The organism is Lelliottia sp. RWM.1 (assembly GCF_016859735.1).
GTDB lineage: Bacteria > Pseudomonadota > Gammaproteobacteria > Enterobacterales > Enterobacteriaceae > Enterobacter.
The window spans coordinates 1-14,590 of sequence record NZ_WLVC01000001.1 but is presented as its reverse complement, the minus strand read 5'-3'; the positions used below and the strand labels follow the sequence as shown (position 1 = coordinate 14,590).

General features: G+C 54.5%; 14 protein-coding genes and 1 pseudogene. 5 read left to right on the top strand and 10 right to left on the bottom strand.

Annotation, left to right across the window (positions count from 1 at the left end; all coding sequences use genetic code 11):
• Positions 1-35 precede the first annotated feature (35 nt).
• The 9 genes from tauD to GF617_RS00035 form a co-directional block, all read right to left on the bottom strand.
• Positions 36-887, bottom strand: a complete 852-nt coding sequence (gene tauD / locus GF617_RS00075) for a taurine dioxygenase (protein ID WP_203450808.1) — start codon at positions 885-887, stop codon at positions 36-38.
• Complete coding sequence (tauC, locus tag GF617_RS00070; RefSeq protein ID WP_181622401.1) at positions 884-1,711, bottom strand: taurine ABC transporter permease TauC; 828 nt, start codon at positions 1,709-1,711, stop codon at positions 884-886. The genes tauD and tauC overlap by 4 nt, the downstream gene beginning before the upstream one ends.
• Positions 1,708-2,475: a taurine ABC transporter ATP-binding subunit gene (gene tauB / locus GF617_RS00065; RefSeq protein ID WP_181622400.1), complete on the bottom strand. Its 768-nt coding sequence runs from the start codon at positions 2,473-2,475 to the stop codon at positions 1,708-1,710. The genes tauC and tauB overlap by 4 nt, the downstream gene beginning before the upstream one ends.
• A 12-nt stretch (positions 2,476-2,487) precedes the next feature.
• Positions 2,488-3,450, bottom strand: a complete 963-nt coding sequence (gene tauA / locus GF617_RS00060; RefSeq protein WP_203450807.1) for a taurine ABC transporter substrate-binding protein — start codon at positions 3,448-3,450, stop codon at positions 2,488-2,490.
• Positions 3,451-3,618: 168 nt separating this feature from the next.
• Positions 3,619-4,551, bottom strand: a complete 933-nt coding sequence (gene mmuM, locus GF617_RS00055) for a homocysteine S-methyltransferase (protein WP_181622398.1) — start codon at positions 4,549-4,551, stop codon at positions 3,619-3,621.
• The gene (gene mmuP / locus GF617_RS00050; RefSeq protein ID WP_181622397.1) at positions 4,538-5,938 is read right to left on the bottom strand and encodes an S-methylmethionine permease; all 1,401 of its coding nucleotides are present in this window, start codon (positions 5,936-5,938) and stop codon (positions 4,538-4,540) included. The genes mmuM and mmuP overlap by 14 nt, the downstream gene beginning before the upstream one ends.
• A gap of 256 nt (positions 5,939-6,194) precedes the next feature.
• Complete coding sequence (locus GF617_RS00045; protein ID WP_181622396.1) at positions 6,195-6,578, bottom strand: GFA family protein; 384 nt, start codon at positions 6,576-6,578, stop codon at positions 6,195-6,197.
• 47 nt (positions 6,579-6,625) lie between these two features.
• Complete coding sequence (locus GF617_RS00040) at positions 6,626-7,792, bottom strand: multidrug effflux MFS transporter (protein WP_203450806.1); 1,167 nt, start codon at positions 7,790-7,792, stop codon at positions 6,626-6,628.
• Between the two features lie 154 nt (positions 7,793-7,946).
• Entirely contained in the window at positions 7,947-8,843 is an 897-nt protein-coding gene (locus GF617_RS00035; RefSeq protein ID WP_181622394.1) for a LysR family transcriptional regulator, read from the bottom strand.
• 131 nt (positions 8,844-8,974) lie between these two features.
• Between GF617_RS00035 and GF617_RS00030 the strand changes: the two genes are divergently transcribed.
• The 5 genes from GF617_RS00030 (at position 8,975) to GF617_RS00010 (ending at position 14,339) form a co-directional block, all read left to right on the top strand.
• Positions 8,975-9,850: an arginase family protein gene (locus GF617_RS00030; RefSeq protein WP_181622393.1), complete on the top strand. Its 876-nt coding sequence runs from the start codon at positions 8,975-8,977 to the stop codon at positions 9,848-9,850.
• 131 nt (positions 9,851-9,981) lie between these two features.
• Positions 9,982-11,091 carry an AI-2E family transporter gene (locus tag GF617_RS00025; RefSeq protein ID WP_181622392.1) on the top strand — a complete coding sequence of 370 codons (1,110 nt, stop codon included), beginning with the start codon at positions 9,982-9,984 and terminating at the stop codon, positions 11,089-11,091.
• A 122-nt stretch (positions 11,092-11,213) separates the two neighbouring features.
• Entirely contained in the window at positions 11,214-12,998 is a 1,785-nt protein-coding gene (locus GF617_RS00020) for a diguanylate cyclase (protein ID WP_203450805.1), read from the top strand.
• Positions 12,999-13,364: 366 nt separating this feature from the next.
• Positions 13,365-13,622: a YjhX family toxin gene (locus GF617_RS00015; protein WP_181622390.1), complete on the top strand. Its 258-nt coding sequence runs from the start codon at positions 13,365-13,367 to the stop codon at positions 13,620-13,622.
• Between the two features lie 9 nt (positions 13,623-13,631).
• The gene (locus GF617_RS00010) at positions 13,632-14,339 is read left to right on the top strand and encodes a cyclopropane-fatty-acyl-phospholipid synthase family protein (RefSeq protein ID WP_203450804.1); all 708 of its coding nucleotides are present in this window, start codon (positions 13,632-13,634) and stop codon (positions 14,337-14,339) included.
• 35 nt (positions 14,340-14,374) lie between these two features.
• Here the strand turns inward: GF617_RS00010 and GF617_RS26990 are convergent.
• A pseudogene (locus tag GF617_RS26990) lies at positions 14,375-14,590 on the bottom strand (hypothetical protein); the annotation flags it as partial.

Below are 14,590 nucleotides of genomic sequence, written 5' to 3'. Positions count from 1 at the left end.
GACGGGCAATCCCCTCGCCTCTTTTAGGAGAGGGATCAGGGTGCACGGTAAAACGGCTTATCCCCAAGAATCGTTGCCCGCTGCATAATGCGACGCTGAGGCAGATAATCCGCATTCGCATAATGCTGTGTCACTCGGTTATCCCAAATCGCCAGATCGTTCTCCTGCCAGCGCCAGCGCACCTGAAACTCCGGCTTCGTAATATGCGCAAACAGGAAGCCTAAAAGGGCATCACTCTCCTTCTCCGTCACATCCACAATCCGCGTCGTAAAACCCTCGTTCACGAAGAGCGCCTGCTTACCGGTTACAGGATGCGTACGCACCACCGGATGCAACAGAGGCGGATGCTTCGCGACAGCCTCCTGCCAGCGCTGATGTTCCTCTTCGGTTTTACGGTACTTGTGTTCCTGGAACGATTTTTTGAAGTCGTGTTCTGCTCGTAACCCGCTGAGCAACGCCTGGAAAGGGGCAGACAAGGCTTCAAATGCCGCAATTCCACTGGTCCATAACGTATCGCCACCTGTTTCCGGCAATATTTTCGCCGCCAGAATCGCGCCAGCAGGCGGTGTTTCAATAAAGGTCACATCGGTATGCCAGTTGTCATTATCCGGTGGATTATCGTTATGGGTATCCAGGACAATGATCTCTTCCACCCCTTCCGCATGCGGATAGACAGGGTGAATATGTAAATCACCAAAGCGCAACGCCAGCGCACGCTGTTGCTGCGGGGTAATCGCCTGCTCACGCAGGAACACCACCTGATGACGCAATACCGCATGGTAAAGCTGTTCAAACTGGTTATCGCTCAATGGCCGGGTGACATCAAGGCCAGAAACCTGTGCACCAATGAAGGGACCCAACGGGGTAATGGTCAGTCGTTCGCTCATTGTATTTCTCCATGCCAGGGTGTCAGGCGTCGCTGTAGCGCACGCAGCCCCAGTTCTAAACCAAAGGCAATCACGGCAATCACCGCAATCCCTGCCAGTACCACATCAGTCGCCAAAAATTCACCCGCCGACTGCACCATAAACCCCAGTCCTCGCGTCGCGGCAATCAGCTCAGCGGCCACCAGCGTCGACCAGCCAACGCCCAATCCAATCCGTAATCCAGTCAAAATCTCGGGCAACGCCCCCGGTAAAATCACAAACCACAGTACCTGAGCCCGGCTAGCACCAAGCGACTGCGCCGCCCGGAGCCGCACCTGCTGTGCACTCTTCACCCCGGCCAGAGCAGACATAGCGACAGGGGCAAAAATCGCGAGATAAATCAGCAGAATTTTTGAGGTTTCGCCAATGCCAAACCAGATAACCATCAGCGGCAGGTACGCCAGCGGCGGAACCGGACGATAAAGCTCAATCAGCGGATCAAGAATGCCGCGTACCGTTGGGCTTAATCCCATCGCGATACCTGTCGGGATCCCGACAACTACCGCAGCCAGCAGCGCCACCAGAATACGGGCCAGGCTTGCCGCCAGGTGCTGCCAGAGCGTGGCATCCATAAATCCTTGCGGGCTGGCGATGGTTATCAGTTTTGCCAGCACCTGTCCCGGCGGCGGCAGGAACAGCGGGCTTACCCATTGCTGTGCCGCAACGGCCCACCACACCGCCAACAGTATCAGCAACGTACACACGCTGAGCATTATCTGACGGGAGAAAGGCCAGCGTAAGGCAAACCGCGTACGCCGCGTTTTTTCGCTAAAGACGATGCTCATGAGAACGCCTCCCGTTGCTCAAACACACGGCTCAGGACGTATTCACGCTGTTCGATAAACAAGGGATCCGATTTGATGCTGCGCACCGGTTCACCTGCCACATAGCGGCGGCCAAAATTGAGCGGCAGACGCTCCAGTACACGGCCCGGCCCCGGAGACAACAGCACCAGTTCGGTCGCCATAAACACCGCTTCTTCGATGTCATGGGTGATCAGCAACACTTGTTTGCCGGTTTCATGCCACAGACGCAGGAGCAACGTCTGCATCTGCTCGCGGGTAAACGCATCCAGCGCACCGAATGGCTCATCCAGAAGTAACAGTTGCGGGTTAGCCGCCAGCGCGCGGGCAATGCCCACGCGCTGGCGCTGACCACCCGAAAGTTGCCAGATAAAGCGTTTTTCTGCCCCCTCCAGCCCCACTTTTTTCAGCATCTGTCGCGCCGTGTCGAGCCGTTGCTCTCGCCCAACCCCCGCCAGTTGCAGGCCAAACGCCACGTTTTCCTGGACGTTACGCCAGGGCAATAGCCCTTCATTCTGAAAGACCACGCCACGCTCCGCGCCAGGGCCTTCAACACGCTTTCCTTCCAGCAGGATGCTGCCACGTTGGTAAGGCACAAACCCGGCAATCAGATTCAGCAGCGTTGTTTTGCCGCAGCCCGACGGCCCCAGCACCACCAGTAGCTCACCGCTATCCAGCGTCAGGTTGATATCATCCAGTGCTGGTTTTCCGCCGTAATCGGCGTACAGGTTTGTTATCTGCAGCATCACAGCCTCCTGTTACTTAACGAAGCGATCGGTCACGTACTGGCTATAATCCGCCGCCACAGCAGGAACTTTGCCCTGCTCTTTCAGGAACGTAGCTGTATCGACGATGGCTTTGTTCACAGGTCCGGTCAGCTGTTGTACCTGCTGTGCTGGCGTGAGATAGGTATTGCCTTTTACCAGCCCCGGCACATCCGCCTCTGGAACACCGCTCAGGCGCGAGAGTTTTTCCAGGTTAGCGGGCTGTTTCAGCCACGCATCCGGGTTACTGATGTAAGGTTGTTGGGCATCAATTGCGCTTTTAGCAAAGGCTTTCACTACATCAGGGTGTTTTTCGGCAAAGTCTTTACGCACAACCCACACATCCAGCGTAGGTGCGCCCCACTGTCCGACCTTTTCAGAATCAGTCAGGACAGTTCCGTCCTTTTCCAGCTCGTTCACGGCTGGTGCCCAGACATATGCCCCGTCAATGTCGCCACGCTGCCAGGCGGCAATAATGGCAGGCGGTTGCAGATTAAGAATTTGCACCTGGCCCGGCTTGATGCCCCAGTGTTTCAGCGCCGCCAGCAGGCTGTAATGGGTTGTTGAGATAAACGGCACAGCGATGCGTTTGCCGATCAAATCTTCTGGTTTAGTGATGTTCTTTTTCACCACCAGCGCTTCAGAATTGCCGAGTTGCGAGGCCAGAAGGAAAACCTCAATAGGCACTTGCTGGCTTGCTGCAACAGCCAGTGGGCTTGAACCCAGGTTGCCAATCTGCACGTCACCCGAGGCCAGCGCACGGACAATGGCCGCGCCACTGTCAAATTTACGCCAGTCGACTTTCGCCCCACTCTCTTTGGCAAAGGTGTTATCCGCCTGAGCCACTTTCGCGGGTTCAGCCGAAGTTTGATAGGCAACGGTGACATCCACCGCCTGCGCCTGAAATGCCCACAGCGCCAGTGCGCCGAGTAATGTAATACGCGATGAAATTGCCATACTGTCTGCTCCCCTCTCTTGTTATGGAGACAGTATTTCTGGCGCAGGATTTTTGATAAAGGAATAAAAAAGAATCGCTAATACCGAATCGTTTTTAGATAAAAAGCAGGAAAGGATAGTGAATTTTGTGCAGTTTGCTGCCCTCTCCCTGTGGGAGAGGGCGATGTCTCATCGTAGCGCGTTCAGTTCAGCGATATCGTTTGGCGTGGTGCGACAACATCCGCCAATCAATTTAGCTCCCGCGGCTATCCACTGCGGTAAATATCCCGCCAGGGTATCGCATGCTTCACCATGATGATGCCAGGTTTTAGTGATCGCATCGTAGTGCTCACCCGAGTTGGGATAGACCACCAGTGGCAGCGTGGTGAGGCTTTGCAAGTGCTTAAGTGCTGCGGTTGTATTTTCCAGCGCGATACAGTTAATGCCGAGCGCAATAATCTGCGGATAATGCGCCAGCTCAGCAATCACCTCGCGCAGTGGCGTGCCATCACTCAGATGTTCACTATCATGCAGGGTAAACGAGAACCAGGCGCGGGCACGAGGATATTCAGCCAACAGCGCAGCAAGCGCCCTGATTTCAGAGAACGACGGCAGCGTTTCGCAGGCCAGCAGATCGACACCGGCATCCAGCAGCGCCTCGATGCGCGAACGGTGGAATACGCTAAATTCATCCGCCGTTCTGGTGTAGTCGCCACGGTACTCAGAACCATCGGCCAGATAGGCGCCGTAAGGCCCTACAGACCCCGCCACCAGCAACGTTCCGGCGTGCGGGTTTTCCGCCAGATACGCTTCGCGCGCCTTACGCGCCAGCTCCACGCTTCGGCTAATCAACACCCGAGATTGTGCTTCATCCAGCCCTCGCGCAGCAAAACCGGCTGGCGTGGCCTGATAACTGGCGGTGATCGCCACCTGGGCTCCGGCCCGGAAATAATCGAGGTGCACTTCCCGGATAAGCTCCGGGTTTTCCACCAACACTTTGGCGGACCATAAGCTATCGGCAAGGTTACAACCGCGCGCTTCCAGCTCCGTTGCCATCGCACCATCGAGCACCACAAAGGGCTGAGTTTCAAGGATGGAGGTAAGCGGATTATTCTGCGACATGTTCAGGCTCCTGCGTTGTCAGGTTTCGGGTCAGGTAATACGCACCATAACACAGCGCCACAAACGGCAGCCCGCAGTAAAGGGCGATTCTCTGGCTTGGGTCAAACGCAAGGCCAACACAGGCCACCACGCAGAGGATAAAGCCCAGAACCGGAACCAGCGGATACCACGGCGCACGATATTGCAAAGCGGACACCGGCTGCCCCGACTGCACATGACGACGACGGAACATAAAATGTGACGCACAAATACTGATCCACACGGCAACCACCGCAAAGCCGGAAATCGCCGACAGCGCGACAAACACCGTATCCGGCGCGATGACGCTCGAAAACAGCGCCAGGACACCACCCAGCATACTCACCGAAATCGCTGTCAGCGGGACGCCGTTTTTATTCACACGGGCAAAACAGCGCGGCAGCGTCTTCTCATTTGAAAGTGACCACAGCATGCGGCCTGAAGCATACAGACCGGAGTTGGCTGCCGAGAGGATCGCGGTCAGGATCACAAAGTTGAAAATGTCAGCCGCATACGGGATCCCCACTTTTTCAAAGACCAGTACAAACGGGCTTTTTTCCACACCCGCCTGCTGCATCGGGATCAGCGCAGCCAGCACAAATACCGTGCCGATGAAGAAGATAATCAACCGGGCAATGGTGGTTCGAATGGCGACGGGAATAACCTTGTGCGGATTTTCTGTTTCCCCGGCAGCAATACCAATTAACTCAGTACCGGAAAAGGCAAAGTTCACCGCAACCATGGTCATCAGGATCGGCAAACCGCCATGCGGGAACCAACCTTCAGCGGTGATGTTTGTCAGCCCCGGCGCAGGCGCACCGTCCTGCATGGGAATAAACCCGAAAATGGCCGCACCACCCAGAATGATAAAGGCAATGATGGTGATGACTTTCACCAGCGAGAACCAGAATTCTCCTTCTGCGAAGAAGCGCGTAGAAATTACATTGAGCGCAAAAATCACCACGCAGAACACCACGCACCATACCCAGACAGGCACATGCGGGAACCAGTACTGCATGCAAAATCCGGCGGCGGTAAAACTCGATCCCAGAGCAACCGTCCAGGTCAGCCAGTAAAGCCAGGCGACGGTATATCCGGTTGCCGGGCCAAGATAACGGGCAGCATAGACATGAAACGCGCCGGTTTCCGGCATCGCAACGGAGAGTTCGCCCAGACACTGCATGACCAGCCAGACGACCAGCGCACCAATCAGGTAGGCCAGCAGTGTACCCGCAGCGCCCGTGGTGGAAATGATGTAACCCGTATTGAAAAATAACCCTGTGCCAATCACGCCACCCAGCGAAAGCATAATCAGGTGGCGAGTTTTCATGGTGCGCTTAAGCTGCCCATTTTCTTGTTGTGTTTGCATATTACCTTCTAAACGTATGGACATCTAAACATCCAAAGAAGGTCTGTTATACCGCGATTGTTAATAAAAAGCTAGCCATGCACCAGACACAACCGGGCACGCCGGGTAGAGAGCTGGGGATGGGGTGTCAAAATGACATACAGAATGGGTCGCCAGGCCATAAGCACCTCCACAAGCAGATACTTACAGCATGGCGTGAGAGACAAAGAACCTCGGTCAGTCGAAAGTGGGATCTGCCACAACCGGCATCATACGATCAGAGGTTGCAGAGGTGATGCCGCCACCATGCGGGCATCATATCGTCGAACGCGTGATGCCGGGGGGCAAACTCGGGCTGGTCAGGCTCATCAAAAACGCCGGAAAACAGCGCAATGGTTGGAGAATCATCAATTGCCCCCAGTGAACTCCCACAGACAGGACAAAATGCACGGCTGGAGTAGCCAGACGATCGCCACGTAGCCGGACAACCGCCCTCGCCCGTCCATTGCACGTTTTGCGCCGCAAATTCAATCCACACCACGGTTTGTGCTCCAGTCTGTTTCTGGCACATATCGCATGAGCAGGTATGCGCATTGCCCCCACCGGTTGCCGTGAACCGAATCGCTCCGCACAAACATCCACCCGAAAACACCTTTTCCATGTATGCATCCTGAAAGTGGTTAAAAACACATCAAAACATAGCACAGCTCATTCTTTTTTCGCAGCCAGCAGCATACTGACAAAGGTAAAGATCGCGATGATCCACGCCATCGTCCACGGCGTGCCATCGCTTAAGGTCGCCAGCAGCAGGGAAGAGATGATCCCGCTGCCATATTGCAGGGAACCAATCAGTGCCGATGCTGAACCGGCATTGGCAGGAACGGCATCCAGCGCCGCCGCCGTTGAGGACGCCGCGACAATCCCGTTCATGGCGAAGAAGATAAACACCAGTACCACAATCGCCACAATACCGCCGATCTTCAGCCAGACGCAGACCGCCATGAGCACAGCCGCTGCTGCCGCGACCCGCGTGGCATGCTTTAACAGACTTTCCAGTGCATGACGGCTCACCAGCCTGCGGTTAACCACGCTCATCCCCATCACGCCGACAATATTCACGGCAAACAGCCAGCCATAGTGCTGAGGCTCAACGCCGTAATAGCGGATATAGACAAACGGCGATCCCGTAATAAATGCGTAGGCCGCCACGTAATAACTGGTCAGACTCAGGGTGTAGCGCATAAATACGCGGTTACGCAGCAGCGCCGCGTAGTTCCTGAACGCCCCGACGAAAGACGCTTTGACGCGTTTATCCTCCGCCAGCGTTTCCGGCAACCACCATAGCGAGGCAAACATCAGTGCGCCAATCACCACCAGCAGCCAGAAGATGCTATGCCACGAACTGAATTTAATCAGCTGACCGCCAATAAGCGGCCCGGCAATCGGCGCAATCGCCATCACAATCACCAGCGTTGACAGCATTTGTGCCGCGCGGGTACGGCTAAACAGATCGCGGATCATCGCCCTTGCCAGCATCGGACCCGTACACGCTCCCAGCGCCTGAAAAACACGCCAGAAGACAATGTGAGTAATATCGGTCGCCAGCGCGCAGCCTGCCGAACCAATGATAAAGAGCGTCATACCGATAAACAGTGGAATACGGCGCCCCAGATGGTCGCTAATCGGCCCCCAGATAAGCTGGGCAATCGCAAAGCCGATTAAAAAACCGGTGATGGTCAGTTCCACGTTTCCGTGCAGTTCCGCTGCCATTACAGGCATGGCAGGAAGATAGATGTCCGTGGAGAGCGAAGTGAAGGCCATCAACGCGCTGAGGATCAGGATAAAAGGTAAGCCAGTGGTTTTCGGTGCGGTCATAGCATTCCGGTCGGGTGTGTGCGTGGCTGCGTATGATAGACGAGATGAGGTAATGAATAATGAGCAGGAAATAGGATGTGGTTATGAGTGAAATTCATGATTTCCGGCTTGCCCCAGGCAAGCCAGCTCCCGATATACGCATCGCGATCGTGCCCTACGCCTGCTTACGAAATCGCGCAATCAGCCAGTCAATAAACACCTGTAATCGCGCATTCTGATGGCGATTAGGTGGGTAAAGAACATGTACGGGAACGGATGGACGCTGCCATTCTTCAAGCACCGCCACCAGGCGACCGTTTTTCAGATCATCTTCAACATAGCATTGCAGCGGCTGACCCACCCCGAGCCCGGCGCGGATCATGGCGATAAAACCACTACCGCCATTTGCGGAAAATGCGCAGCGTTCGTAGAAGTAACGCTGTTCGTCCTTAATAAACGTCAGCCCCTCTGGACGCCCGCTTCCAGCGGAAAAATACCCGACCAGCTCATGCCCCACGCGTAAGTCCGGCGGTGTACCCGGCATACCTTTATCCGCAAGGTAACCCGGAGTGGCACAGGTCACGAACGCCATATCAAAAAGCTTACGCCCCACCATCGACATATCGAGCAGTTCTCCGATACGGATCACGCAGTCTACGGACTCACCAACCAGGCTGATGGTTCTGTCGTTCACACCAAGAGAAATGGCGATGTCGGGAAACTCACGATGGAAATCAGCCAGTGCCGGAATAAGCAGGGATTCCGCAAACACAGCAGGAACATCTATGCGCAACATACCGCCGGGGCTGTCTTTGTTACGTCGTACCGCATTGTCAGCCCTGTCCAGATCGGCCACCAGTCGCACCGCGTCCTGGTAGTACTCCTTTCCTTCAGGCGTGACGGCAAGAGAACGGGTAGTCCGGTGGAGTAACGTTGTCCCGAGATGACGCTCAAGATCGGTAACCAGCTTACTCACCGTCGAACGCGGCATCCCTAGTTGCCCGGCGGCCCGGCTGAACGAATCAGTGTCGATCACTTTCACAAACGCACGCATCGCCAGAAGTTGATTCATGTTCATCACCTGATTATCCATATTGGTGAACAATGATGTCAGGTTTTGCGTCTTGTGACGACGTCCCGTTGCTTTATCCTGAACCGATTTCTCGCGCTGCTTACGCGTGGAACAATCATAAGGAGAGCACCATGAGCATTAATGATGACAAGAGCCTGCGGCTTATTTTTCCCCTCTGGCTGGGCGGTAATCTACGTGAATATCACTTTGGCGCGCAGATGCTGGCATGGCTTGCACCTGATACCCCATCACCCGTAGAGCTCGTTCCGGTCACACCCTTAACCGTCCAGCCCGATGTTGAAGAGGGCATTTTAGGCCGCAGTAAATTGATGCAAGATCTGGACAATGCGGCCCAACTCATCAAGAAACATCAGCCTGAGCGCATCACCGTTTTGGGCGGCGATTGCCTGATCGATCTGGAACCCTTTTCCTGGCTCAGCGAGCGCTACGGCGAAGGATTTGGCATCCTGTGGATCGATACCCATCCAGATGTCATGACCCCCGCGCAGTACGCTAACGCCCATGCGCATATTCTGGGCGCACTGATGGGGAACGGAGACCACGATCTCACGCATCGCGTTAAACGTCCTGTTCCGGCCAGCAACGTGATGATCGCCGGGCTTCATTCACCGAATGCGTATGAAGCTGATTTTATTCGCGAAAGAGGGATCCGAACGGTGTCGCCAGAGGCGATCCGCGAAGGCAGCCAGGCTATTGCCGAATGGATAAAAGCAGAAAAGATCACCCACCTGGCGATCCATTTTGATCTGGATGTGCTGGACTTCCGGCAATTCCGGGCGGTGATGTTCGCCCGCCCGGACGATACGCCAGAAAAATGGGACGGGGTTGCCAGGGGGAAACTGACGCTTTCGGAAGCCGCAGCCGTTATCGCCCAGGCCGATCGTGCGGCGGATGTTGTCGGGCTTGGCATTGCCGAACATCTGCCGTGGGATGCCCTCAACCTGAAAAATCTGCTGGCCACATTGCCGCTGCTGCGTCAGGCGTAATGACCCGGCGGTGCGGACGCGCCGCCTGTCCCGGAGGGTCCTCCATCATGAACAATCCCGATTCATAGCGTTGGTAATTCCCCAAAACAGTTCTATAGTCGACACTGTTTCTCAGTTACCAGGACTCACTGATGCGATTTAACGGACTGACCAAAGGTTTTTTCATCTTCATTCTCGCCCTCGTGACCTGGGCATTCTTCGACATACTTGCACCCTATTTTTCCGCCATTCTGTGGGCCGCTATTCTGACCGTTATCTTTAACCCGGTGAAAAACAGACTGCGTACAGCACTTGGTGACCGCAACGGGCTGGCATCGCTGTTAACCATCGGGATTATCTGCCTGATTGTTTTCATCCCGCTCACGGTGATCCTCTCGTCGCTGGCGCTCGAGCTCAACGTGGTTTACACCAAGCTGCAGCAAAACACCGCGCAGTTCCCGGAAGTGTTTGCCAGCCTCCTTTCACATCTTCCCGACTGGGCGAGCAGTTTCCTGATCAAACACGATCTGGACAATACCGCGCAAATCCAGAAAAAACTCTCAGACGTGGCGCTGCAAGGCGGACAATATCTTGCAGGTAGTGCGTTTCTCATCGGCAAAGGGACATTTGGTTTTGCCATCAGCTTCGGCATTATGTTGTACCTGCTGTTCTTCTTGTTGAAAGATGGCCCTTTCCTGGTGCGGCAGATCCTCGATTCCCTGCCGCTGACCGATTTTGCTAAACAACATCTCTTCGCCAAGTTCGTTGCGGTATCCAGAGCCACCGTGAAAGGCACTGCGGTGGTGGCTGTGGTTCAGGGAACGCTGGGCGGTATTGCTTTTTCTATCGTGGGCATTGATGGCAGCATACTGTGGGGCGCGCTGATGGCATTTCTCTCCCTCGTCCCTGCCGTAGGTTCCGCCATTATTTGGGTTCCGGCGGCCATCTTCCTGTTTGCGACGCATCAGCTGTGGCAAGGGTTCTTCATTGTGGGCTTCTTCGTGATCATTGTCGGCCTGGTCGACAATATTCTGCGCCCGCTGTTGGTAGGGAAAGACACCAAAATGCCGGATTATCTGATACTGATCGCCACACTTGGTGGCATGGAAATTTATGGCATCAATGGTTTTGTCATTGGGCCGCTGATTGCCGCGCTGTTTATCGCCTGCTGGAATCTGTTCTCCGGGCGAGATCATGCGGGTAATGCTGATGGGCTTGATGAGGAATTTATTGAAGAAGGCAAAAATCCTCCAGATTTGTGAAGCGGTGACGATAAACAACACACCAGGCGGCGCTACGCCGCCTTTTTTTATCGCCAGAAATCAAACATTTTCTATAATTTCTAACAACGCTATCCCACAAAAGTCGTAGAAGGATCCAACAGGTGCGAATTGCCACCATCACGAACTGGGCCTATGGAGCCACCGTTTGTCTGACGATCGCTTCAGGTATCGTCATGCTTATGGCCTCGAACGCCGACAATGTTGAGCGTAAAGCTGTCGAACAGCGGCAGGTATTTGATCAACTCACCGAAGATGTTGAAACTGATGCCTGGGCGCTTTCCGACCTTGCGCGGCTCTATGTCGTCAATAAAGATCCCGATGTCCTTACCGAGTATCGCCAGAAAGAGACCTCATTAAAGACCATCGAACATCGACTGGCAAAACTGAAGGACAATGGGGCGACAGGTGAAGAGCTGGCGTTGCTGCATGAAGGGCTACAGGTCATTGATGAACTTCAGGATGAGCAGCAGACAGCCTTAGCCAGTATAGCCCGTGGAGAAGAGACCCGGGCCGTTCAATTGCTGTACGGTAAACCCTATGAACAAGAGCTGGACCGGGTACAAAACCAGATTGACCATTTCCGCCAGTTGCTGGATCGCCGCGCGCATGCTGCCGTCGAAGAGGCAACCAATACCTCCAGAACACTGCGTACATTATCTGAAGTCATGGTAGGGGCAACCGCCCTGCTGTTTTTGTTTGTGCTGGGTTTTATCCTCAAGCGCCGCGTACTGCGCCCGGTTGTCCGCCTGAGCGATGTCGTACACCGGCTCGCCTCACAGGATTACGCAGTCGAACCCCCTAATTTCAACCAGATTGATGAGATCGGCGACATGGCGCAGGCCATTCGTATCTTTCGCGAAAACGGACTTGTGCGACAACGGCTGGAAAAGGAACGCGATGCCGACTGGGCAATCCGCGAGCTGTTGGCTCGTATGACACAACGCCTGCAGGGCTGTGAATCTTTTACGGACGTCATTAATGTCGCGCAACTGTTTGCCCCTAACATTGCACCGGGCATTGCCGGACGGCTCTATATTCTGGACCACGATCCCTGGCAGATGCGCTGTGCTGCACAATGGCTTTCACCGCAAGGTGAAGACTCGCCGTTCCATCCCGATGATTGCTGGGCTGTACGTCGGGGGCAAAGCCATCCGCCCTCGAATGAAGCACCCGATATTGCCTGCTATCACCTGCCGGAATCCTGCTCGGGGCAATCATTGTGCGTACCGCTAATCGCTCAAGGCGAGGCCATTGGGCTGCTTTCATTCCAGGGTATTACGTCCGAAACCGCTCCATCTCGTGCGTATCTGGAATTAATGGCTGAAGCTCTGGGCCTGGCTCTTGCCAACCAGCGCCTGCGGGATGCCTTGCTGGAAAAAGCCTTATACGACCCGTTAACAGGCTTGCGAAACCGCCACCATCTGGACGATACGCTACGCACGCAAATGAGCCAGGCGATGCGGAATGACGAACCGGTGAGCTGTCTGATGATCGATATCGACTACTTCAAAAACATCAATGACCGCTTCGGTCACGAGGCAGGCGATCAGGTCATCAAAAGCGTGGCGACGATTGTGCAGCGTGCCGTTCACAACAGTGGACTGGCCTTCCGCTACGGAGGCGAAGAGTTCCTGGCTCTCCTGTCCGGAGCCAATGAAGAAGAAGCCCACCGCTGCGCGACCGAGATTTACAACGGAGTCCATGAACTGTCATTACGCTATGGATTGTCTGAGATTGGCCCTGTTGATGTTTCTATCGGTATCGCCAGCTATCCAGAACACGCCCAGGGCGATAACCTGCTGCGCGCAGCCGATGTCGCACTCTATCGGGCGAAAGAACTGGGTCGTTCACGAATAGTGAGCTTTGGCATGCTGGAGGCGGGGTAAGGATGCGCCCGGTATTCTGCTGGCGGGTATTGCTGTATTTGTGCTGATGCGCCGAAAATCAAAACTCCCGATCCACACGACAGAAGCCTGAGACACTTCTCAGGCTTCTCTGTACAGAGAAGCCTGCCTGTTCAACGTCACACTTTTCCGACCATTTCATTTCCACATATTTTTTACGTGATAACATTCACCACGCAAATGCTTTTCAACACTCACCGAGGCTTTGATGCTGGAGAATGTCATCATCAGATAATCAGTGTCCCGCCCTTCACAGGACGGACTGGTTATCGCTGCGCTTAAACCTTACGCACACACCTGCTGGTGTGGGCTCGTTTTTACGCATGATGATGAAACAGGTTTTCCAGTATGAATTTATCCCGTCAGGAACAACGTACCTTACACGTTCTCGCCAAAGGTGGACGCATTGTGCACGTCCGCAACAACGCTGGCCGCATTACCTCCGTTGAGTGCTACACCCGTGAGGGGCTGCTGCTCAGCGATTGCTCACTCGCCGTCTTTAAAAAACTCCGGACCAAAAAGCTGATCCGCTCTGTTAACGGCCAGCCCTATCACATCAACACCACCGGGCTGAATAACGTTCGCGCCCAGTTGGATAATCGCTAAGGAGCAGGGATGAAGACACCTTACACAGACAATTATGACCACGCATTTTTGCGCGATACCATGATGGGGCCAAACGCGATGCGACTCACCGAAGAGCTGGTCGCATCGCTTCCAATAACGCCGGGGATGCGTATTCTGGATCTCGGCTGCGGAAAAGGGATCTCTTCTGTCCTGCTGGCGGAAAAATATGATGCGACCGTTTTCGCCGCCGACTTGTGGATCTCACCCACTGAAAATGCAGAGCGCTTCGCCGCACTCGGACTGGACAGGCAAATATTCCCACTCCGGGTCGATGCCACAAAGCCAATTCCTTTTGCCCACAACTACTTTGATCTGATTATCAGTGTGGATGCATACCAGTATTTCGGCAGTAACAACACCATGCTGGCGACATTGCTGCCATTTCTGAAAACGGGCGGATATGTGGCAGTTGCTGTACCTGGGTTTATCGGCGAATACGACGAGCACAACCTCCCCGACGTGGTGAAACCGTTCTGGACGCCGGAATGGTATTTCTATCCCCTACGCTGGTGGAAAGCATGCTGGGAAAAAGAGCCGGGCATCACGCTTAACACAGTTCGCGAAATGGACACCTGCCAGCAGGCCTGGGATGACTTTATGGAATGCGACATGGCGCAGGAGATGATGGTCTCCATGATGGAGGCCGGAGTCGGAGACTATTTCAATATGATTCAACTCACTGGAATCAAAAACTAAGTTAAGCGCCAACGCCACCCGACGGGTGGCGTTTTTTATCGCTTGCTCATCGCCAGCCTGACGGCAAACAGCAGAAATACCACGCCGGTGGTTCTGTCCATCCACTTCACCACCGCCGGTTTTTTTAGTACCTCCGCCGCATAGCGGGTCGCCATAATCAGCGTCAGCGACCAGTGAATCGCCACAGATAATCTAGACACTTCCGAGCCGCTGATAATATTGTTTTTCGTATTCAGTTGGTGGCATATGAT

Coding starts and splice junctions, on each gene's coding strand:
- GF617_RS00035 (WP_181622394.1), bottom strand. CDS start 8,843: ATGAATCAACTTCTGGCGATGCGTGCGTTTGTGAAAGTGATCGACACT.
- GF617_RS00045 (WP_181622396.1), bottom strand. CDS start 6,578: ATGGAAAAGGTGTTTTCGGGTGGATGTTTGTGCGGAGCGATTCGGTTC.
- tauC (WP_181622401.1), bottom strand. CDS start 1,711: ATGAGCATCGTCTTTAGCGAAAAAACGCGGCGTACGCGGTTTGCCTTA.
- tauB (WP_181622400.1), bottom strand. CDS start 2,475: ATGCTGCAGATAACAAACCTGTACGCCGATTACGGCGGAAAACCAGCA.
- GF617_RS00025 (WP_181622392.1), top strand. CDS start 9,982: ATGCGATTTAACGGACTGACCAAAGGTTTTTTCATCTTCATTCTCGCC.
- GF617_RS00030 (WP_181622393.1), top strand. CDS start 8,975: ATGAGCATTAATGATGACAAGAGCCTGCGGCTTATTTTTCCCCTCTGG.
- GF617_RS00010 (WP_203450804.1), top strand. CDS start 13,632: ATGAAGACACCTTACACAGACAATTATGACCACGCATTTTTGCGCGAT.
- GF617_RS00015 (WP_181622390.1), top strand. CDS start 13,365: ATGAATTTATCCCGTCAGGAACAACGTACCTTACACGTTCTCGCCAAA.
- tauA (WP_203450807.1), bottom strand. CDS start 3,450: ATGGCAATTTCATCGCGTATTACATTACTCGGCGCACTGGCGCTGTGG.
- GF617_RS00040 (WP_203450806.1), bottom strand. CDS start 7,792: ATGACCGCACCGAAAACCACTGGCTTACCTTTTATCCTGATCCTCAGC.
- mmuM (WP_181622398.1), bottom strand. CDS start 4,551: ATGTCGCAGAATAATCCGCTTACCTCCATCCTTGAAACTCAGCCCTTT.
- mmuP (WP_181622397.1), bottom strand. CDS start 5,938: ATGCAAACACAACAAGAAAATGGGCAGCTTAAGCGCACCATGAAAACT.
- tauD (WP_203450808.1), bottom strand. CDS start 887: ATGAGCGAACGACTGACCATTACCCCGTTGGGTCCCTTCATTGGTGCA.